The organism is Ramlibacter sp. PS3R-8, from assembly GCF_037572435.1.
Classification (GTDB): domain Bacteria; phylum Pseudomonadota; class Gammaproteobacteria; order Burkholderiales; family Burkholderiaceae_C; genus Ramlibacter.
In genome coordinates, this window is the sequence record NZ_JBBHGT010000002.1 from 219,026 (window position 1) to 239,043 (window position 20,018).

General features: G+C 67.5%; 21 protein-coding genes. 8 read left to right on the forward strand and 13 right to left on the reverse strand.

Annotated features, from left to right (window positions below):
* Nucleotides 1-5: 5 nt before the first annotated feature.
* Nucleotides 6-1,208 carry a YihY family inner membrane protein gene (locus WG902_RS08975; protein WP_340059679.1) on the reverse strand — a complete coding sequence of 401 codons (1,203 nt, stop codon included), beginning with the start codon at nucleotides 1,206-1,208 and terminating at the stop codon, nucleotides 6-8.
* A 23-nt stretch (nucleotides 1,209-1,231) separates the two neighbouring features.
* Between WG902_RS08975 and WG902_RS08980 the strand changes: the two genes are divergently transcribed.
* Genes WG902_RS08980 through WG902_RS09000 form a run of 5 tightly spaced genes read left to right on the forward strand, consistent with a single transcriptional unit; the run spans nucleotide 1,232 to nucleotide 4,926 of the window.
* On the forward strand, nucleotides 1,232-1,588 hold the full coding sequence (locus WG902_RS08980) for a DUF2069 domain-containing protein (protein ID WP_340059680.1): 357 nt from the start codon (nucleotides 1,232-1,234) through the stop codon (nucleotides 1,586-1,588).
* Nucleotides 1,585-3,000 (forward strand): FAD-binding oxidoreductase, encoded by a 1,416-nt coding sequence (locus WG902_RS08985; protein ID WP_340059681.1) that lies wholly within the window; start codon nucleotides 1,585-1,587, stop codon nucleotides 2,998-3,000. Before WG902_RS08980 ends, WG902_RS08985 begins: the two co-directional genes overlap by 4 nt.
* A gap of 12 nt (nucleotides 3,001-3,012) precedes the next feature.
* Nucleotides 3,013-3,828, forward strand: a complete 816-nt coding sequence (locus WG902_RS08990; RefSeq protein ID WP_340059682.1) for a thymidylate synthase — start codon at nucleotides 3,013-3,015, stop codon at nucleotides 3,826-3,828.
* Entirely contained in the window at nucleotides 3,825-4,322 is a 498-nt protein-coding gene (locus WG902_RS08995) for a dihydrofolate reductase (protein ID WP_340059683.1), read from the forward strand. Before WG902_RS08990 ends, WG902_RS08995 begins: the two co-directional genes overlap by 4 nt.
* Nucleotide 4,323: 1 nt before the next feature.
* Nucleotides 4,324-4,926, forward strand: coding sequence for a DUF4337 domain-containing protein (locus tag WG902_RS09000; RefSeq protein WP_340059684.1), 603 nt, complete (start codon nucleotides 4,324-4,326; stop codon nucleotides 4,924-4,926).
* Nucleotides 4,927-4,954: 28 nt separating this feature from the next.
* Here WG902_RS09000 and WG902_RS09005 read toward each other — a convergent pair whose 3' ends face one another.
* Nucleotides 4,955-5,941 carry a Bug family tripartite tricarboxylate transporter substrate binding protein gene (locus WG902_RS09005; protein ID WP_340059685.1) on the reverse strand — a complete coding sequence of 329 codons (987 nt, stop codon included), beginning with the start codon at nucleotides 5,939-5,941 and terminating at the stop codon, nucleotides 4,955-4,957.
* A gap of 63 nt (nucleotides 5,942-6,004) precedes the next feature.
* On the opposite strand from WG902_RS09005, the gene WG902_RS09010 reads away from it, so the two are divergent.
* Nucleotides 6,005-6,916: a polysaccharide deacetylase family protein gene (locus tag WG902_RS09010; protein ID WP_340059686.1), complete on the forward strand. Its 912-nt coding sequence runs from the start codon at nucleotides 6,005-6,007 to the stop codon at nucleotides 6,914-6,916.
* On the opposite strand, the gene WG902_RS09015 is transcribed toward WG902_RS09010, so the two are convergent.
* Entirely contained in the window at nucleotides 6,885-7,553 is a 669-nt protein-coding gene (locus WG902_RS09015) for a phosphatase PAP2 family protein (RefSeq protein WP_340059687.1), read from the reverse strand. The two genes, WG902_RS09010 and WG902_RS09015, sit on opposite strands and share 32 nt — an antisense overlap.
* A 139-nt stretch (nucleotides 7,554-7,692) precedes the next feature.
* Between WG902_RS09015 and xth the strand changes: the two genes are divergently transcribed.
* Nucleotides 7,693-8,469, forward strand: coding sequence for an exodeoxyribonuclease III (gene xth, locus WG902_RS09020; protein WP_340059688.1), 777 nt, complete (start codon nucleotides 7,693-7,695; stop codon nucleotides 8,467-8,469).
* 35 nt (nucleotides 8,470-8,504) lie between these two features.
* Here the strand turns inward: xth and WG902_RS09025 are convergent, their stop codons facing one another.
* The 6 genes from WG902_RS09025 to WG902_RS09050 all read right to left on the reverse strand — a co-directional run bounded on the left by WG902_RS09025 (nucleotide 8,505) and on the right by WG902_RS09050 (nucleotide 14,723).
* Nucleotides 8,505-8,897 (reverse strand): hypothetical protein, encoded by a 393-nt coding sequence (locus tag WG902_RS09025; RefSeq protein WP_340059689.1) that lies wholly within the window; start codon nucleotides 8,895-8,897, stop codon nucleotides 8,505-8,507.
* An 80-nt stretch (nucleotides 8,898-8,977) separates the two neighbouring features.
* Nucleotides 8,978-10,474, reverse strand: a complete 1,497-nt coding sequence (ntrC, locus tag WG902_RS09030; RefSeq protein WP_340059690.1) for a nitrogen regulation protein NR(I) — start codon at nucleotides 10,472-10,474, stop codon at nucleotides 8,978-8,980.
* 42 nt (nucleotides 10,475-10,516) lie between these two features.
* Complete coding sequence (gene glnL / locus WG902_RS09035) at nucleotides 10,517-11,587, reverse strand: nitrogen regulation protein NR(II) (protein WP_340059691.1); 1,071 nt, start codon at nucleotides 11,585-11,587, stop codon at nucleotides 10,517-10,519.
* Between the two features lie 43 nt (nucleotides 11,588-11,630).
* Nucleotides 11,631-12,149 (reverse strand): hypothetical protein, encoded by a 519-nt coding sequence (locus WG902_RS09040; RefSeq protein ID WP_340059692.1) that lies wholly within the window; start codon nucleotides 12,147-12,149, stop codon nucleotides 11,631-11,633.
* A gap of 133 nt (nucleotides 12,150-12,282) precedes the next feature.
* Nucleotides 12,283-13,701 carry a type I glutamate--ammonia ligase gene (glnA, locus tag WG902_RS09045; RefSeq protein WP_340059693.1) on the reverse strand — a complete coding sequence of 473 codons (1,419 nt, stop codon included), beginning with the start codon at nucleotides 13,699-13,701 and terminating at the stop codon, nucleotides 12,283-12,285.
* Between the two features lie 209 nt (nucleotides 13,702-13,910).
* Nucleotides 13,911-14,723: a competence/damage-inducible protein A gene (locus WG902_RS09050; protein WP_340059695.1), complete on the reverse strand. Its 813-nt coding sequence runs from the start codon at nucleotides 14,721-14,723 to the stop codon at nucleotides 13,911-13,913.
* An 88-nt stretch (nucleotides 14,724-14,811) separates the two neighbouring features.
* On the opposite strand from WG902_RS09050, the gene WG902_RS09055 reads away from it, so the two are divergent.
* Nucleotides 14,812-16,233 (forward strand): mannose-1-phosphate guanylyltransferase/mannose-6-phosphate isomerase, encoded by a 1,422-nt coding sequence (locus WG902_RS09055; protein WP_340059696.1) that lies wholly within the window; start codon nucleotides 14,812-14,814, stop codon nucleotides 16,231-16,233.
* On the opposite strand, the gene WG902_RS09060 is transcribed toward WG902_RS09055, so the two are convergent.
* The 4 genes from WG902_RS09060 to WG902_RS09075 all read right to left on the reverse strand — a co-directional run bounded on the left by WG902_RS09060 (nucleotide 16,218) and on the right by WG902_RS09075 (nucleotide 19,981).
* Nucleotides 16,218-17,063, reverse strand: a complete 846-nt coding sequence (locus tag WG902_RS09060) for an EI24 domain-containing protein (protein ID WP_340059697.1) — start codon at nucleotides 17,061-17,063, stop codon at nucleotides 16,218-16,220. The genes WG902_RS09055 and WG902_RS09060 overlap by 16 nt on opposite strands.
* A 163-nt stretch (nucleotides 17,064-17,226) precedes the next feature.
* On the reverse strand, nucleotides 17,227-18,210 hold the full coding sequence (locus WG902_RS09065) for a sterol desaturase family protein (RefSeq protein ID WP_340060178.1): 984 nt from the start codon (nucleotides 18,208-18,210) through the stop codon (nucleotides 17,227-17,229).
* Between the two features lie 2 nt (nucleotides 18,211-18,212).
* Nucleotides 18,213-19,001, reverse strand: coding sequence for a polysaccharide deacetylase family protein (locus WG902_RS09070; RefSeq protein WP_340059698.1), 789 nt, complete (start codon nucleotides 18,999-19,001; stop codon nucleotides 18,213-18,215).
* On the reverse strand, nucleotides 19,001-19,981 hold the full coding sequence (locus WG902_RS09075; RefSeq protein WP_445263674.1) for a YncE family protein: 981 nt from the start codon (nucleotides 19,979-19,981) through the stop codon (nucleotides 19,001-19,003). Before WG902_RS09075 ends, WG902_RS09070 begins: the two co-directional genes overlap by 1 nt.
* Nucleotides 19,982-20,018 lie beyond the last annotated feature (37 nt).

The following is a 20,018-nucleotide window of genomic DNA, read 5'->3' on the forward strand; positions in this document are numbered from 1 at the left end:
GCCGATCAGATCACATCGCGCAAGTAAATGGAAGACAGGCCACCGCTGCTCCAGAGCCGCGCCGTGGCGTCCGATGCGGGCAGCAGCAGCTGGCGCATCAGCGGCTCCAGCGCGGTGGATTCGGCGTCGGCGAGCAGCACGTAGCGCGTGGCGTCGTGGTCGTCCATCTCGTTCAGGCGGCCGATCCAGTCCAGTTGCACCAGCGTCTGCAACACGGGCTCCAGCTGCAGCAGGTCGACCTCCATGGCCCGGGCGAGCTCCCGCGCGCTCAAGCCGCGGCGCGCGGTGTCGCGGGCACCGTGAAGCTGCTGCAGCACCTCGATGGCCAGCTGGAACTGCCACCCGTGCCCGCCGCCGCGACGGCGGGACCCGGCCAGCAGGCTCGGCATGTAGGCCGTGAGGACCGCGCCGAACAGCACCGTCAGCCAGGCGATGTAGATCCACACCAGCAGGATCGGCACGGTGGCGAAGGTGCCGTACACCACGGAATAGGTGGGGACGAGGCTCAGGTACCAGGCGAGCACGCGTTTGGCCAGCTCGATGCCGACGGCGGCGAACAGGCCGCCCACGATGGCGTGCGCGCGCCGCACGGGCGTGTTCGGCACGAAGCGGTACAAGGCGCTGAGGGCGCCGGCCAGCAGGAGGAACTCGACGACGTCGAGGATGAAGGCGATGCCGCTGGCCGGCGCCCGCACCAGGCCGCGCGAGGCGGACAGCGCCCACGAAGTGGTGCTCAGGCTGATGGCCAGCAGCAGCGGAGCCAGTGTGATCGCGGCCCAGTAGAGCACCAGCCGCCGTCCCAGCGGGCGTGGCCGGCGCACCCGCCAGATGCTGTTGAGCGTGCGGTCGATCGTGAGCACCAGCGCCAGCGCCGACACCACCAGCGCCGCCAGCCCGACGAAGCCCAGGCGGCTGGCCTTGCCCGCGAACTGCGTCAGGTAGCCGAGCACCTGCCGGGCGATCGCCTCCGGAATCAGGCTCTGCACCAGCCATTGCTGCAGGCTCGCCTGCAGCTTGCTGAAGATCGGGAAGGCGGTGAACAGCGCCAGGGCCACCGTGAAGAACGGCACCAGTGCGATCATCGTGGTGAAGGTCAGGCTGCTGGCGGTCACGCCGAGCCGGTCCTCGCGGAATCGCTCGCGCAGCGTCTGCGCGGTCGACAGCCACGGGAACGCGGCGAGGTCGGCGAGCAGCTGTCGAACGTTCATCACTGGATATGATGCCATCGCAGATGCAAACCGCCCAAGCACCCGTCGTCCCCCCTGCCGTCGAAACAACACGCTGGGTGGCCGTGGCCAGCCTGTTGGGAATGATTCTCCTGTGCCTCGCCTGGGAGCTGTGGCTGCCCGAGCGCCCGAGCCTGTGGGTCCTGAAGGTGCTTCCGCTGTGCATACCGGTCGCGGGAATCCTCAAGCGGCGCATGTACACCTATCGCTGGGTGAGCCTGCTGGTGTGGCCCTATTTCATGGAAGGCATCGTGCGCTGGAACGAAGGCCTGCCCGCCATGCTGGAAGTGGCCCTGACCGTCGCCCTGTTTGCCGCCTGCGCATTGCACGTGCGGCTTCGCCTGAAGAAGGCAACGCCATGAACGAACTTCTCACCGGCCTGCGTGCCGCGGTCGGCGCCGGCAACGTCCTGACCGAGGGCGACCTCAGCGCCTGGGAGCTGGACTGGCGCAAGCGCTCGCGCGGCAAGGCGCTGGCGGTGGTGCGCCCCGGCAGCACCGCCGAAGTCGCCGCCGTGGTGCGGCTGTGCGCAGGAGCCGGCGTGCCGATGGTGCCGCAGGGCGGCAACACCGGCCTGGTCGTGGGCGGCATACCGGACGAATCCGGGCGCGAGATCGTCCTGAGCCTGGCGCGCATGAACCGCGTGCGCGCCGTGGACCGCGACAACCTGGCGATGACGGTGGATGCCGGCTGCGTGCTGCAGAACCTGCAGCAGGCGGCGGAAGACGCCGGGCTGCTGTTCCCCCTGAGCCTGGCGGCGGAAGGCAGTTGCACCATCGGCGGCAACCTGGCCACCAACGCCGGCGGCACGCAGGTGGTCCGCTATGGCAACACGCGCGAGCTGTGCCTGGGGCTGGAGGTGGTCACGGCGCAAGGCGAAGTGTGGGACGGCCTGACCGGCTTGCGCAAGGACAACACCGGCTACGACCTGCGCGACCTCTTCATCGGCAGCGAGGGCACGCTCGGCGTGATCACCGGCGCCACGATGAAGCTCTATCCCCTGCCGGCGGTGACGCTCACCGCATGGGCCTGCGTGCCGTCGATGGAAGCGGCCGTGACGCTGCTCGGGCTGGCGCACCGGCACCTGGGGGCCGGCCTCACCGGTTTCGAGGTGATGGGGCAGTTCGCCCTGGGCCTGGTCGCCAGGCATTTCAAGCAGCTGCGGGTGCCCTTGTACGAGGCGGGGCCGTACTGCGTGCTGCTGGAGAACTCCGACCAGGAGTCGGAAGAACACGCGCGCGGCCAGTTCGAGCGGCTGCTGGAGACGGCGCTGGCCGACGGCTGTGTCGCCGACGCGGTGGTGGCCGAGAACATCGCGCAGGCGCGCCAGCTCTGGCACATCCGCGAATCCATTCCGCTGGCGCAGGCCGAGGAAGGCCTGAACATCAAGCACGACATCTCCCTTCCGGTCTCGCGCATCCCGGCGTTCTGCACCGAGACCGACGCCCTGCTGCAACGGGAGATCGCCGGCGTGCGGCTGGTGAACTTCGGCCACCTGGGCGACGGCAACCTGCACTACAACGTGCAGGCGCCCGAAGGCGGGGACATGCACGCCTTCCTGCGCCAGCAGGAGGACCGGGTCAACACCCTGGTGTACGACCAGGTCAAGCGCTTCGACGGCTCCATCTCCGCAGAGCACGGCATCGGCGCCCTCAAGGTGGGCAAGCTGCCGCAGTACAAGTCGGATGTGGCGATCCGGATGATGCAGGCGTTGAAAAAGGCACTGGATCCGAAGAACCTGCTGAATCCCGGGCGGGTGGTTCCGCCCGGTTGAGATAATGCCGCCATGACGACCGCCCGTCCCGTCCGCTCCCAGTACGAAGACTTCATGCGCCATGTGTACGCGCATGGCACCGCCAAGACCGACCGCACCGGCACCGGCACGCGCAGCGTGTTCGGCTACCAGATGCGCTTCGACCTGAACGAGGGTTTTCCGCTCGTGACGACGAAGAAGGTCCACCTGAAGTCGATCATCCACGAGCTGCTCTGGTTCCTGGAAGGCTCCAGCGACAACAAGCGGCTCAACGAACGCGGCGTCACCATCTGGGACGAATGGGCGCGCGAGGACGGCGACCTGGGGCCCGTGTACGGCGTGCAGTGGCGCAGCTGGCCCACGCCGGACGGCGGCCACGTCGACCAGATCGCGGAAGCGGTCAAGACCATCAAGACCAACCCGGATTCGCGCCGCATCATCGTGAGCGCCTGGAACGTCGCGGACATCCCGAAGATGGCCCTGGCGCCCTGCCATGCCTTCTTCCAGTTCTACGTGGCCGACGGCAAGCTGTCCTGCCAGCTGTACCAGCGCAGCGCCGACATCTTCCTCGGCGTGCCGTTCAACATCGCCAGCTATGCGCTGCTCACGCACATGATGGCGCAGCAATGCGACCTGGGCGTGGGCGACTTCATCTGGACCGGCGGCGATTGCCACATCTACAGCAACCACCACGAGCAGGTGGAACTGCAATTGAGCCGCGCGCCCTACCCCTACCCGACGCTGAGCATCCGGCGCAAGCCGGCCTCCATCTTCGACTACCGGTTCGAGGACTTCGAGGTGGCCGACTACCAGTGCCACGGCGCGATCAAGGCGCCGGTGGCGGTATGAAGCTGGGGGTCATCTACGCGCAGTCCCGCAACGGCGTCATCGGCCGCGGTGGCGTGCTGCCCTGGCACCTTCCCGAAGACCTCGCGCACTTCAAGCGCACCACGCTCGGCGCGCCCGTCATCATGGGCCGCAAGACCTGGGACTCGGTGCCGCCGCGTTTCCGGCCGCTGCCGGGTCGCCGCAACGTGGTGATCACGCGCGACACCGCCTGGGCCGCGGCCGGCGCCGAACGGGCAGGCACGCTGGACGAAGCCCTGGCGCTCTGCGCCGGGGAGGACACCGTCTGGATCACCGGCGGCGCCGAGATCTTCCGGCTGGCGATGCCCCGCGCGCATGTGGCCGTCGTCACCGAGATCGACGCCGACTACGAGGGCGACGTGCATGCGCCGCAACTCGGCCCCGGCTGGCGGGAAGTGGCGCGTGAGCGCCACGTCGGCGCGAGCGGATTGGCTTACAGCTTCGTGACCTACCAGAACAACCACCCGAAGGACTGACATGTCAGGCGGAACTTTCCACGTGCACGGCCCCCATGACCACGAGCTGGAACACGCGGCGCAGCATGCGGGCGACACCGCGCATGGCAGCAGCAGCAGCAGCAGCATGGTTAACCAGATCGCGATGTTCACCGCGGTGGTCGCCACGGTCGGCGCCATCTTCGGCTACATGGGCGGTGCGACGCAGGCGAACGCGGGCCTGTTCAAGAACAACGCGGCCATCAAGAAGACCGAAGCGTCCAACCAGTGGAACTACTTCCAGGCCAAGTCCACCAAGCAGTCGCTGGCCGAGGTCTCGCGCGACCTGGCCCCGGCGGACCGGCAGGCTTTCTACCAGGCCAAGATCGACCGCTACGAGAAGGAGAAGAAGGAGATCCAGGCCAACGCGGAGAAGATCGAGGCCGAGGCGAAGGACTGGGACACGCAGAGCGACTCGCAGATGCACGTGCACCACAGGTGGGCCCAGGCCACGACGGCGCTGCAGGTGTCCATCGCCATGGCGGCCATCGCCCTGCTCACGCGCAAGAAGTGGCTGGAATACGTGATGTTCGGCGTGGCCGCCGTGGGTCTGGCGATCGGCGTCGCCGCGATGGCGCACGTCTGAGCGGCCGCGCCGCAGCGCGGCGCCGCGCTCAATCCACCTTGGCGCCGGAGGCCTTCACCACCGGCGCATAGCGCGCGACGTCCTTGCCCATCATGTCCGCAAAGACCTCGGGCGAGACACTGATGGGGTCCGCGCCCAGGTTCTCGTAGACCTTCTTCATGTCCTCGCCCTGCAGGACGCGGGCGAACTCCGCGTTGAGCTTGCGCACGATCGCCGGGTCCATGCCCTTGGGGCCCAGGATGCCGCTGTACAGCACCACGTCGAAATTGGGCACACCGGCTTCGCCCATGGTGGGCACGTCGGGCGCGGCCGCCACCCGGCGCGGCGTGGTCACGGCCAGCGCGCGCAGCTTGCCTGCCTTCACGTTGCTCACCGCCGGCGGCATGGTCGAAAAGACGAAGCTCACTTCGTTGGCCAGGATGGCCGTCGTCGCCGGGCTGCTGCCCTTGTACGGGATGTGCGCCGCATCGATCCCCTGGCTGGCCTTCAGCATCTCGCTGGCCAGGTGGATGATGGTGCCATTGCCCGAAGAGCCGTACGCCATCTTGCCGGGCTCGGCCTTGGACTGCGCGGCCAGGTCGCGCACGTTGCGGGCCGGCGACGACGGATGCACCACCAGCATCAGCGGCGTCGAGGCGACCAGCGCGATCGGCGTGAAGTCGCGCAGCGTGTCGTAGGGCAGCTTGGGATACAAGGTGGCGTTGATCGCGTGCGTGGTCACGTCCTGCAGCCAGATCGTGTAGCCATCCGGCGGCGCCTTCGCCACGGCGTCGCCGGCGATCGTGGTGCCGGCGCCGGGCCGGTTCTCGACGATCACCGACTGGCCGACCTGCGTCGACAGCTTGGCGGCGATCGCCCGCGCCAGCACGTCCGAAATGCCGCCGGGGGCGAAGCCGACAATCATGCGGATCGGCTGCCGCGGGTAGTCGGACTGTGCCAGCGCCGGGCCGGCAGCGCACAGGACGAGGCCGCCGAGGGCGGCGCTCAGCAGACGCCTGGAACCACGAAACATCATCGATGACCTCCGGTGCATGGGTTGGTTGGATACTTGCATGATGCGTCAGAATCCGCAACTTGCATGCCCGCCATGCGCACCATCCAGGAGCAATCGATGACCATGATCCCGCGCGACCGCGTCGACTACTCTGCAATCGTCGACCGTCCGCCGCTGAAGCTGCCCGGAGGCGCGAAGGTGATCGTGTGGACCATCGTCAACCTCGAGGTCTGGGACATCGGCCGTCCGATGGCGCGGCAGGTGTTGCCGGCGCCCACCGGGGTGCCCCTGCTGCCCGACGTTCCCAACTGGGCGTGGCACGAATACGGCATGCGCGTGGGGTTCTGGCGCTTCAAGAAGCTCTACGACAGCCTGGGCATCAAGCCCACGGTGTCGATCAATGCGCGCGTGACGCAGGACTATCCGCGCGTCGCCGGCGCCTGCCTGGAAGCGGGATGGGAGTTCATGGGGCACTCCTGGGAGCAGATGCCGATCCACAAGGTGGACGACCAGCGGGCGATGATCGAGAAGTCCATGGACACGCTGGAGAAGTTCTGCGGCAAGCGCCCGGTCGGCTGGCTGGGCCCGGGCCTGACGCAAACGTACGAAACCCCGGAATTGCTGGCCGCCGCCGGCGTGAAGTACATCGGCGACTATCCCTACGACGACGAACCGACCACGATCCGCACGGCCAACGGCCCGCTGGTGACCCTGCCCTACACCGTCGAAAACAACGACATCCCGCTGATGATCGTGCAGCACCACGAGGCGGCCTACTGGACGCAGAAGTGCTGCGACACGTTCGACCGCTACTACCTGGAGGCGCAGGAGCGGCCGAAGATCATGGCCATCGCCATCCACCCCTACATCAGCGGCCAGCCGTTCCGCATCGGCTACCTCGAAAAGGTGTACGAGCACATCGGCAAGCACGCCGGCGTGGTGCACATGAACGGGGAACAGATCCTCAACTGGTACCTGGAGAGCGGTAACGCATGAAGGAGCCATGGGACGAACGCCGCAGCCACTGCATGTTCAGCGCTGCCACCGCTGCGCCGAGCGCAGCGCCTGCAACGACATCCAGGACGACGTGCTGGCGGGTGGCCAGCGTGGAAAGGGTGATCGCAAGGCACCAGAACGCGTTGCCGAATCGCACCCACGCCGGGCCCCCCATGTCGGCCACCAGCCGGCGCAGCCAGACCCACGAGAACACGGCGAATGCGACGTGCAGCGAGGGGCAGGCATTGCGGCCGCCGTCGACATTGCGCAGCAGCGAGTCCGCGGCGTTGGGTGACCAGCCGGCAACGACGGGGACAGCGGTCGGCCACAGGTAGAAGCAGGCGAGGCCCGCAACGGACAGCGTGAAGGCCGCCACGCCGAACGAGCGGAACTCGGCGCTGCGGGTCATCAGGGCCAGCGGCAGGGAGAGGTAAACCCAGAGCGTGGCGTAGGGAACGATCGCGGCTGGAACGTGGGGAATCCAGTAGTCGACCGCCGTCACCGGCATCTGCGTGACTTCGAATTGCGGGTGGTTCAGGATCCAGAAGTACGCGATGAAGAAGGCCGCCAGGCCGGCCGTGTTGGCGACCCCCTTCATGCGCCACCGCACCTTCACGCGGTCAAGGACGGCCCTCACGGGCGAGCGCCTCGAGAGCATGGAACGACTTTAAGCATGACCCACACTGTCGCATGCCGCGGACCTTCGACCACGCCCTGGGGGTATGGTGAACCCCGTACAGATACAAATATCAACAAAAATCCATCGCTGGATCGCCATGAAACTCACAACCTGGAACGTCAATTCCCTCGCCGCGCGCCTTCAGCACGTACAGGACTGGACCGCCGCCAACCCGGTCGATGTGCTGTGCCTCCAGGAACTGAAACTCACCGACGACAAGTTCCCCCTCGAAGCGCTGCGCGCCGCCGGCTATGGGCATTGCGCCGTGTTCGGGCAGAAGACTTACAACGGCGTCGCGGTCCTGAGCCGCTTTCCGGTGCGCGACCCGGTGAAGAACATCGCGGGCTTCGAGGACGGGAGTTCGCGGCTGCTGTCGGTCACCATCGACACCCCCGTGGGAGAGCTGCGCGTGCTCAACGCGTACTTCGTCAATGGCCAGGCTCCCGGCACGGAGAAGTTCGCGTACAAGATGGCGTGGCTGCGCGGCCTGCGTGATCATGTCCGCGAGGAGATGGCGCGCCATCCGCGGCTGCTGCTGGCGGGCGACTTCAACATCGCCCCGGAAGACCGGGACTCTTACGACCCGGTGGGGCTGAAGGAACAGATCCACCACACGACGGAAGAACGCGACCACTTCCGCCAGCTGCTGGAGCTGGGCTTGGTCGACAGCTTCCGGCTGTTCGAACAGCCGGAAAAAAGCTTCACGTGGTGGGACTACCGGATGCTGGGCTACCAGAAGAACCGGGGCCTGCGCATCGACCACATCCTCGTCACCGAGGCGGTCAGGCCGCTGGTGAAGGGGTGCAGCATCGATCGCGTGCCGCGCAAGTGGAAGCAACCGAGCGACCACGCGCCGGTGACGGTGGAGCTTTGACGGGCGCCCGCCGGGTTCGCGTTGCGGAACCCGGCCTACGAAGCGCCCGGATCCGGCTTCTTCTTCGACACCGGCTTCTTCGTCGCCGTCGTGGTCTTCTTCGCCGTCGTCTTCTTCTTGGCGGTGGTCGTGGCCGGCTTGGTCTCGGCGGTTTTCGCGTCGGCCGCGGGAGACTTGCCCGCGGGAACCGCCGACATGCCGGCGCCCGTGCCGCCGGGCTGCTTGCCCGCGCTGGTGTCCTTGGCGGCCGGAATCTGGCCCGCTGGAGCGGCGCTGCCGCTGGTGACGACGCCTGCGCCGGAACTGGTGGAAGCGCCGCCGCCGGTGTTGCCGGGGCTGGGGTTGGCGGTGGTCTGCGCGAAGGCCACCGCGCCGTATGCGGCGGCGACAAGCGCCACGGCCGTGATGAGGGTCGAGCTCGTTTTCATGCGCTGCTCCTGTTGGGGGTCGGAGACCAGCCTAGTCCCGCGAAGCGGCAGAGCGTGTAGGAGAACCCCAGCGCTTCATCTCACTCCAGCCCCAGCTCCTGGATCTTCCGCGTGATCGTGTTGCGCCCGATGCCGAGCTTCTGCGCCGCCTCGATCCGGCGGCCGCGGGTGTTGGCCAGCGCCGTCAGGATGAGCTTGGACTCGAAGCGCTTGGTCAGCTCTTCCCACACGTCATGGCGGCCGGCCAGCAGCAGGTTCATCGCTTCCACTTCCAGTGCGCTTTCCCAACCGCCGCCGGCGGGCGCCGCCACCGCGCCGACGCCGGGCACGGCGGGTGCATCGTCCACGGCGCTGGCAGACGGGTCCGATGCGGCCGATGCCGGACGCGCCGCCACGGGCGCCGCCTCCGTGGAACCGGCGCCCACTTCGGGCGGCAGGTCCTTCGGTTCGATCAGCTGCGACGGCGCCATCACGGTCAGCCAGTGGCAGATGTTCTCGAGCTGCCGCACGTTGCCCGGAAAGCCGAAGGTCATCAGCCGCGTGATGGCGGCATCGGAGATGCGCTTGGGTTCCACGCCGAGCTGCTTGCCGCTTTGCTGCAGGAAATGGCGCGCCAGCATCGGGATGTCGTCCAGCCGCTCGCGCAATGCCGGCAGCCGCAGGCGGATCACGTTCAGCCGGTGGAACAGGTCCTCGCGGAAGTTGCCTTCCTTGACGCGCTGCTCCAGGTCCTGGTGGGTTGCGGCGATCACGCGCACGTTCGCCTTCACCGCGTTGTGGCCGCCGACGCGGTAGAAGTGGCCGTCCGACAGCACGCGCAGCAAGCGCGTCTGCAGGTCGAACGGCATGTCGCCGATTTCGTCGAGGAACAGCGTGCCGCCGTCGGCCTGCTCGAAGCGGCCGCGGCGCATGGTCTGCGCGCCGGTGAAGGCGCCGCGTTCGTGGCCGAACAGCTCCGACTCCAGCAAGTCCTTGGGAATCGCCGCGGTGTTGATGGCGACGAAGGGGCCGCTGGCGCGCGGCGAGTGCTTGTGCAGCGCGCGGGCCACCAGCTCCTTGCCCGAGCCCGATTCGCCGGTGATCATCACCGTCACGTTGGACTGCGACAGCCGGCCGATGGCGCGGAACACGTCCTGCATCGCCGGGGCCTGCCCCAGCATCTCGGGCGTGGCGGCCATGCGTTCCTCGGCCACCTCTTCGCGCTGGCTTTCCTCCACCGCGCGGCGGATCAGCTCGATGGCCTTGGGCAGGTCGAAGGGCTTGGGCAGGTATTCGAAGGCGCCGCCCTGGAACGCCGACACGGCGCTGTCCAGGTCCGAGAACGCCGTCATGATGATGACGGGCAGGCCGGGGTGCTTCTCCTTGACCCGCGTCAGCAGGTCGAGGCCGCTGCCGCCCGGCATGCGGATGTCGCTCACCAGGATCTGCGGGCCGTCGTCGTCGCTCGCGCCGTCCAGCGCGGTCATCACCTCGCGCGCGTTGGTGAAGCTGCGCGTCGGGAGGTCCTCGCGCAGCAACGCCTTTTCGAGCACGAAGCGGATGGATTGGTCATCGTCAACGATCCAGATCGGCTTCATGTTCTCTGTGTGACCTCAGGCAAGCTAACGAAAGTGTAGGACTCAGGGCAAGGGGATGAGGATCTTGAAATCCGTCCGCCCCGGCACGCTGTCGCACTCGATCAGGCCATGGTGCTGCTGCACGAAGGTTTGCGCCAGCGTCAACCCCAGGCCGGACCCGCCTTCCCTGCCCGACACGAGCGGAAAGAAGATGCGGTCCTTGATCGAGTCCGGTACACCGGGCCCGTTGTCGATGACATGCAAGTCCAGTGCCAGTCGATAGCGCTGCTTTCCAAATGTCACCTGCCGCCCGATGCGCGTCCTGAAGGTGAGCTGCGCGTCGCCCGCGGCGATGCGGTCCGTCAACGCCTGGCAGGCGTTGTGCGCGATGTTCAGCACGGTCTGGATCAGCTGCTCCCGGTCGCCGCGGAATTCCGGAATGGAGGTGTCGTAGTCCCGAACCACGCGCAAGCCGCGCGGAAACTCCGCGAGGATCAGCGAGCGGACGCGCTCGCAAACTTCGTGGATGTTGACGTCGCCCACCACGTGGGGCCGGCGGTGCGGCGCCAGCAGGCGGTCCACCAGTGTCTGCAGGCGGTCCGCCTCGTGGATGATGACGCGCGTGTATTCCTTCAGGTCGCGCGAGTCGATTTCCATCTCCAGCAACTGCGCGGCGCCGCGGATGCCTCCCAGCGGGTTCTTGATCTCGTGGGCCAGGTTGCGGATCAATTCCTTGTTGGCCTGCGCCTGGTCGATCAGCCGCTCCTCGCGGTCCTGGCGGGTCTGGGCTTCCAGCGGCAGCAGTTCCACCACGAACTCGTCGGCCGTTTCGGTCTGTGCCAGCACCACGTGCACGGGCATCGGCTCGCCCTGCTGCCGCAGCAGCCGCGCGTCGTAGCGCAGCGCGGCGTATTCGTTGATCCGGGCGCCATCGAGCGCGCTGCGCAAGACGGTGGGTTCGGCAAAGAGGGGGAGGAAGCTGGCGCCCTCGATGGCGCGGCGAGAGGTACCCAGGGCATCCTCGAGCGCGGAGTTGGCGAACAGCACGGTGCCGTCGCCGCGCACCACGGCCACCAGGGTGGCCAGCAGGTCGAAGGACTGGAAGCGGACAGCGGTGGAGGACTTGGTACTCAAGCCCCCATTTTGCTGCGTTGCCGCAACCAGCCCGGCAGAAGCCTTATTTGTTGACTGCCGTCGGGGTGGCGTTGCCGGCGCGCCCGAGTTCGCGTTTGAGTCCGGCAATGTCTTTCTCGGTGCGTTCGATGTTCGCCTTCTGTTCGGCGACCCGATCGAGGTACTTCTGGTAATTGCGGCCCTCGGCGCCCTGTTTCTCGGGCTCGCCGTTGTTGAACTCCGTCTTCAGCTCGGCCAGGCGTGCTTCCGCCTTCTTGAGCTCGGCCTCGAGGATGGCGCGCGCATCGGCGTCACGCGCCTTCTGCTCGCCGGAGTCGATGCGCTGGCCACCCGCCGCAGGCGCCGTCACGACCTTGGCGCCGGGGCCCTCCTTCGGAGGCGTATAGCGCGTCCCCGTGACGACGGTCACGTTGCCGCCTTCGACGAGCTTGCAGCCCTGGGCCTTGGCCTGGGCTTCGTCGTTGGTGTACGTGTTGCCGCAGCGGAAAATCTTGGTCTGTGCCGATGCGGCGCCAATGAAAGCGGCGGCTGCGAGCGGAATCAGGAGGTAAGCGTGTTTCATCGGTGCTCCCAGCATCGAGATGCAGGATGGCCTTCCAGTATCGCGCAAACTCTTCAGATTGCCAAATAAGCTGTTGATTTGAAACGGAAAGAGGCGACAAAGTCGCCTCTTTCACCACCCAACCTGTGATTAATTACAGAGAGTAGTACATGTCGAACTCGATCGGGTGCGTCGTCATGCGGAAGCGGGTGACTTCCGTCATCTTCAGCTCGATGTAGGCGTCGATCATGGCGTCGGTGAACACGCCACCCTTGGTCAGGAAGGTCCGGTCGTTGTCCAGGTACTCCAGCGCCTGGTCCAGGCTGTGGCACACGGTCGGGATCTTCGCGTCCTCTTCCGGCGGCAGGTGGTACAGGTCCTTGGTCGCCGCCTCGCCCGGATGGATCTTGTTCTCGATGCCGTCCAGGCCGGCCATCAGCATGGCGGCGAAACCCAGGTAGGGGTTCATCAAGGGGTCCGGGAAGCGGCACTCGATGCGGCGCCCCTTCGGGTTGGCCACATACGGAATGCGGATGGAGGCCGAGCGGTTGCGCGACGAATACGCCAGCTTCACGGGCGCTTCGAAGCCGGGCACCAGCCGCTTGTAGCTGTTGGTGCCGGGGTTGGTGATGGCGTTGAGCGCGCGCGCGTGCTTGATGATGCCGCCGATGTAGTACAGCGCCAGCTCGGACAGGCCGGCATAGCCTTCGCCTGCGAACAGGTTCTTGCCGCCTTTCCACACCGACTGGTGCACGTGCATGCCGGAGCCGTTGTCGCCGACGATGGGCTTGGGCATGAAGGTCGCCGTCTTGCCGTAGGCATTGGCGACGTTCAGGATCACGTATTTCTGCAGCTGCGACCAGTCCGCGCGCTCGACCAGCGTGCTGAACCTGGTGCCGATCTCGTTCTGGCCCGCGCCCGCCACTTCGTGGTGGAACACTTCGACCGGGATGCCCACCGACTCGAGGATCAAGGACATCTCGGCGCGCATGTCCTGCGTGCTGTCGACCGGGGGCACGGGGAAGTAGCCGCCCTTGGTGGTGGGACGGTGGCCCTTGTTGCCGCCTTCCAGCTTCTTGCCGGTGTTCCACGGCGCTTCGTACTCGTCGATCTCGACGAAGCAGCCGCTGGGGCCGGCGGCCCAGCGCACGTCGTCGAAGATGAAGAATTCGGGTTCCGGGCCGAAGTAGGCGGTGTCGCCGATGCCGGAGGCCTTTAGGTAGGCCTCGGCGCGCTTGGCGATGGAACGCGGGTCGCGGTCGTAGGCCTTGCCGTCACCCGGCTCCAGCACGTCGCACGACATGATCAGCGTCGTCTCTTCGAAGAACGGGTCGATGTTGGCCGTGTTCGCGTCCGGCATCAGCAGCATGTCGGAGGCTTCGATGCCCTTCCAGCCGGCGATCGACGAGCCGTCGAAGGCGTGGCCGGCCGTGAACTTGTCTTCATCGAAATGGGAGACGGGCACGGTCACGTGCTGCTCCTTGCCGCGGGTGTCGGTGAAGCGGAAGTCGACGAACTTGACTTCGTTGTCCTTCACCATCTTCATGACGTCTGCGACGGTCTTGGCTGCCATCAAGGTTCTCCTGGGGGATGGTTGGTTGTTGGATAAGCGTGCGGCTTGCGGGATGCAGGTTCTGTGCCAAAGCTGGTGCATGCGTCACGGCGCGAAGCCCGGCGATTCTCACCGATCCTGAGGTCTTTTCCCTACGGGACCCTTGCGGATCGCAGGAGGCACCGCACTGTTCAGGTGCAAAAAGCCCCCGCGCACTCCGCCGGTGCAAGCTAAGGACGCACCAATTCAGGGCCGAGTTTGACCTGCAGACGGGCCAAACCGTCGAGCAAGGTCCGATAGGCCGGGTCGACATCCGCCGGGGCTCCCTTGACCCCCAGGTCGATGTGGCGGCCCCACGTGGGATGGTCGACGCTCGGCAGGCTGAACACCTTCACCTGCGGATGCTCGCGCTCCACCTGCTCCATCAGCGGCGTGAGGGTGGCCTCCATCGAGCCGAACACGATGACCGACTTCTCCAGGTACGCATCGCGCGTGAACAGGTGGCTGTAATGGGCGTCCAGCACGTTCTCGATCATCGGCCACGCCATCACGGGAAATCCCGGGACGAAGTGCACGCTGCCCACCGTGAAGCCGGGGATCTTGTTGTAGGGGTTGCGGATGATGGAGGCGCCCTTCGGAAACACCCCCATGTTCAGGCGGTGGATGTTGTCCGGCCGGTCCGGCTCGTAAGGCACGCCCTGCTCGCGGGCGGTGTCCTGCATGCGCTCGCGGATCAGGGCCTCGGCCTGCGGATGCAGTTCGAGCGCAACGCCCAGGGCCCGGCCCGCACATTGCCGGGTGTGGTCGTCCGGGGTCGCGCCGATGCCGCCGCAGGAGAACACCACGTCGCCCGAGGCGAAGGACCGTTGCAGGGTGGCCGTGATGCGCTCCGGCGAGTCGCCCACGTATTCGGCCCAGGCCAGTTGCAGGCCGCGCGCATTGAGCAGCTCGATCACCTTGGGCAGGTGCTTGTCGGCGCGTTTGCCGGAGAGGATCTCGTCACCGACGATGACCAGGCCGAAGGAGGGGGATGGAGCGCTCATGCGGTAATCCTACCGGCCCCGCCCTCATCCACGAGAAAGGCGCGGCGCCCGGACCCTCGCGCCAAAGCCGAGCCTTATCATTCACGGGATGGGCTCCATCACTCCCGTCATCCTTTGCGGCGGCTCCGGCACCCGCCTGTGGCCATTGAGCCGCAAGAGCTTTCCCAAGCAGTTCGTGCCGCTGATCGGCAACAAGAGCCTGCTGCAGCTGACGCTGGAACGCGTGGCGCCGCTCGGCTCGCGGTTGCTGGCCGTCGCTGCGGAGGACCACCGCTTCCTCGTGGCCGACGTCTATCGCCTGGCCAAGGCGAAGGGCACCGTGATCCTCGAGCCGGCGGCGCGCAACACCGCGGCCGCCATGGCCCTGGCCGCGCTGCATGCCGCGGAGGACGAATACCTGCTGTTCTGCCCCGCCGACCACCACATTCCCGACGCCGCGGCCTTCGGCCGGACCATGAAGGAGGGCCTGAGCGCCGCGGCCTCCGGCGCCATCGTCACCTTCGGCGTGGTCCCGACTTTCCCGAGCACCGCCTACGGCTACATCCGCCAGGGCGCGGCACGTCCCGACGGCAGCCTGCAGGTGGCCCAGTTCGTGGAGAAGCCCGACGGGGCGCGCGCGCAGGAACTGCTGCTGGCCGGCGATGCGTTGTGGAACGCCGGCATCTTCCTCGTGCAGGCCCGCGTGCTCATCGAGGCGCTGGAACAGCATGCGCCGGACATCCTGGCCTCCTGCCGCGCCGCGATGGCCAAGGCCGACACGGACGAGGGCCTGACGCCCTCTCCCGGCATCTCCTTCCTGCGGCCGGGCCGCGCCGAGTTCGAGGCTTGCCGCTCGCAGAGCATCGACTACGCCGTGATGGAGCGCCATGACCAGGTGGCGGTGCTGCCGTTCCGCGGGCAGTGGAGCGACGTGGGCAGCTGGAACGCCGTGGCGGACCTGGGGCCGGCCGATGCCGACGACAACCGCCTGCACGGCCAGGGCTGGGCGTTGAATGCGCGCAACACCTTCGTGCATGCCCCGCACCGGCCGGTGGTGGCGGTGGGCACGCAGGACCTGCTGATCATCGACACGCCCGACGCCGTGCTGGTGGCGCACCGCAGCTGCGCGGAGCAGGTGAAGGAGGTCGTGGCGCACCTGGAAGCGGTCAACGCCGCGCAGGCCGCGTTCCACCGCAAGGTGGTGCGGCCCTGGGGCTGGTACGACAGCGTCGATGCGGGCGAGCGCTTCCAGGTCAAGCGCATCGGCGTCAAGCCGGGCGCGTCCCTCAGCCTGCAGAAGCACCACCACCGCGCCGAGCACTGGATCGTCGTGCGCGGCACGGCGCAGGTGACGCGCGGCTCGGAGGTCTTCCTGCTCAGCGAGAACCAGTCGACGTACATCCCGGTCGGCGAAGTGCACCGCCTGCACAACCCCGGCAAGATGGAGCTGGAGATGATCGAGGTGCAGTCGGGCGCCTACCTCGGCGAGGACGACATCGTCCGCATCGAGGACACCTACGGCAGGAGCTGAGGCTCCACGAAGGCCGGCACCTCCGCTGCTGCATGTTCGGCCTGCCGCAGCTGCTCCAGCGCGGCCAGGCAGTAGTGGGTGAACCACAGCGAAGAGAACGCGAACACCAGCGTGTAGATCCAGATCGCCACGGGGATCAGGATCGGGAAGGCCGCGGCGAAGAACCAGCCCGAAGCCCACACCACGCTCGGCGCCGCGCCCAGGTAGCCGGTGGCGATGCCCATCAACAGCAGGGAGCTCCTGTGGCCGCGGAACACGCGGCGGCGTTCGTCGGCGCTGGCATGGTCCGCCAGGGCATCGAAGGTCATGACGCGGTAGGTCAGCCAGCCCCAGATCAGGGGCGGCAGCAGCAGGATCAGCGGCGGGATCAGCCAAAGCGGCAGCGACACGACCAGGGCGACGACGGCCAGCAGGATCGAGCCCACCGACCACAGCGCTCCGCGCAGGAACGACGCGCCATGCCGCCGCTCCAGCGCGGGAAAGCGCCGGCGGCCGACCAGGTTGACGAGGGCCGGCGTCATCAGCAGCGCGACGATCAGCAGCACGACGATCACGAGCAGGGGCGTCACGGCAAAGATGATCAGCAGCGGCGCCAGGGCGTTCTTCAGCCCCGCCATCCCCATGTCCTGCAACCAGCGCGTGAAGCCGGCCAGCCATTCGCTGGACTCGAGCCACAGGAACACGCCGTTGACGGCGTCATCCCAGAAGAAGTAGCCCAGGCCGCCCGCCGCCAGGATCAACAGCACCAGCGGCAGCAGCGACAGGCCGATCACCCGCGGATGCAGGCAGTAGGCGACGGCGCGCCAGAACGAGTCGAAGAGGAGGGACATGGATGGAGGATAGCTTTCATGCTCCCTCTCCCCTCTGGGGAGAGGGCTGGGGTGAGGGGCAAGCGCGCCACCACCCTCACCCCAACCCTCTCCCGCAAGCGGGAGAGGGCGCAGGTGACGTAGGGCGCAGGTGACGTAGGGCGGGTTCGCGCAGCGACCCCGCCTATGCCTTCCCCACCAGCCGCTTCACCCCCAGCCACTGCTGCGACCAGAAGCCGCCGCCGTAATTGCGGCCCTGCTCCACCTGGTCGCGCACGCCGGTGGGGTCCCAGCGCAGCTCGAAGTTGGCGGTGCGGAACAGCACGTCCCACCACGGCAGCAGCACGCCGAAGTTGTGGCCGCCCAGCGCCGGGCTGCGGCCATTGGGCAGCAGCTCGCCGGAGGCGTTGCGCTCGTGGCCGATGCCGATGCTGTGGTGCAGCCGGTGGAAGCGCGGGCTGATCCACAGCCGCTCGCCGATGCGGCCGAAGTGCAGCCGCACGTTGGCGTGCTGCAGGCTTTCGCTCAGCTGCGCGATCGCGACGATGGCGACGAACTGCCCCGGCCCCACGCCGATCAGCTGCCCCACGATCACCAGCAGGCTGTCGCGCAGCAGGTCGTCCAGCAGGTGGTTGCGGTTGTCGCTCCACATCGTCATCTGCCGCTGCGAGTGGTGCAGCGAATGCAGGCTCCACCACCAGTTCAGGCCGTGCTGGCCCCGGTGGATCCAGTAGTCGACGAAGTCGAACACCACCAGGTACATCACGAAGCTGATGAAGGGACGGTCCGTGACGCCGGCCATGAACTGGTCGATGTGGACGGTGTTCAGGCCGGCCACGCGCAGCGCGCCGAACATGTCGTCGAACAGGGGCTCGACGCTGAAGAACAGCGCCACCCGGAACAGGCCCAGCCGGTGCAGCAGCGTGTAGAGCACATCGGTGCGGACGGCCTGCGCGTCCACCATCGGCTCCACCGGCCGCCAGCGCTGCAGCGGGCCGATGATGGCCAGCAGCACGGCTATCTGGAGGAGGCCGACCAGCAGCCAGCCGGTGGCCGTGTAGCCGTCCTCGAGGAAATTGCCCAGCCCGAACGAAAACAGGATCGGCTGGATGGCGATCTCGAACAGCCCCTGCTGGGCCTTTTCAAACAAGTCCTGGATCCACTGCATGGTCATCTAACGCGCGTGACCCAGTCCCGGTAGTCAGGATGGTCGCGCAATGTCGCAAAACAAAAACCCTTGGCCTTCAGGCCCGTGATCAGCGGCTCCAGCACGGCCGGCGCCCAGGGGTCCTTGCGGGACCAGATGCCCAGGTGCGCCACCAGGATGTCGCCACTGCGCACGTCACGCAGCGCCTTGGCCAGCAGTTGCTGGTTGCTCGCCGTCTCGCTGGGGAGTTCGTCGCCCAGGAAGCCGGCGGGCGCCCACGCCACGTGGGCATATCCGCAGGATCGTGCCACGGCCAGCAGTTTGGCGGAAGTCTTGCCCCCCGGCGCGCGGAACAGCGGCAAAGGCCGCTGGCCCGTGATTTCTTCCAGCCGCCGGGCCGCCCGGGTGATCTCCGCGCAGTACTCGGCGGCCGTGACCGTGAAGTCCTTGCCGGCCGCGGCGCCGGCGGAAGGCCGCACGCGAAAGCGCGGCGGGTCGCCCGGCAGGTCGGCGCGCCAGTAGGTGTGGTCCCAGGTGTGCGAGGCGAACGCGTGGCCCTCGGCCGCCCTCGCCTTCCACCAGGGCGCCCAGTGCGCCCCCAGGCTGCCATCGCCCTCCTGCGTCTTCTCGTTGGCGGCGAAGAAAGTCACCTTGACCTGCTGGCGGTTCAGGACCTCGGCGATCAACGGGGCCACGCCCATGTGGCCGGTGTCCAGCGTCAGGTAGACCGGTTGCCTGCACGCCGGTTGCGCCACGGCCGCCGGCACCAGCAGCGCCCATGCCAGCCCGCGCAGCGCGCCCGGCAACCCCATCACTGCCTCGGCGCGTGGTCCAGGGTCCAGACGCCGTGCGGCGACTTGCCGACCCGCACCTGCCGCACGACCTGGCGCGCCTCCGTGTCGATGACGGTGAGCTTGCGCGCCCATCGGGAGGTGACCAGCAGGTAGCGGCCGCCGCCCATGACCTCCATGCAGTCCGGGCCACCCGGGGCCGGGTAGGTGTCCACCACTTGCAGCGTGGTGAGGTCGATCTTGCTGATGGTGTTGGCCACCCGGTTGCTGAGGTAGACGTGGCGGCGGTCGCCGGCGGCGCGGAAGGCATGCGCGCCGTCGCCGGTGCGGATGCGGCGCACCGACTTCGGCTGCGGCCCGCTGACGTCGAAGACTTCCACGCTGTCGCTGCCCGTCAGGCCGACCAGCAGCGTCTTGTCGTCCGCGGTGACGTAGATGTCAGCGGGCATGGGGCCGGTCTTGATGCGCCAGCGGATCTCCTGCCTGGCCAGGTCCACGGCGACCAGCTCGTCGCTGTCCTGCATCGTCACGTAGGCCACCGTGCTGGCGCTGTCGATGAAGATGTGGCTGGGCGTCTTGCCGGTGGGGATGCGTTTGACGAGCGCCAGGTCGGTGCCGTCCCAGCGATACAGGTCGACGTGCTGCAGGCGGTTGCCGGCGGTGACCAGCCACTTCATGTCGGGGGAAAAACGCAGGTGGTAGGGGTCGATCACGCCACGCACGATCTTCTGGACCAGCGCCGTGCGCGGGTCGATGAAGGTCAGAGTGTCGGACGATGCATTGGCGACCAGCAGCGACTTTTCGTCCGGCGTCATGTACAGGTGGTGCGGCTCCTTGCCGGTGGGGATGCGGCGCACCTCGCGCCAGCTCACCGGGTCGATGACGCTCACGTCCGCGTCCAGCGAATTGAGCACGAAGATCGGCGCGGCCTGGCCAAAGGCCAGCAGGGGAAGCAGCAGGCCGGCGGCAAGCCAGGCGCGGCACAGGGACAGAGGTTTCACTTGGGCGCAGGTTACTCAGGGCATGGGCGTACAACGC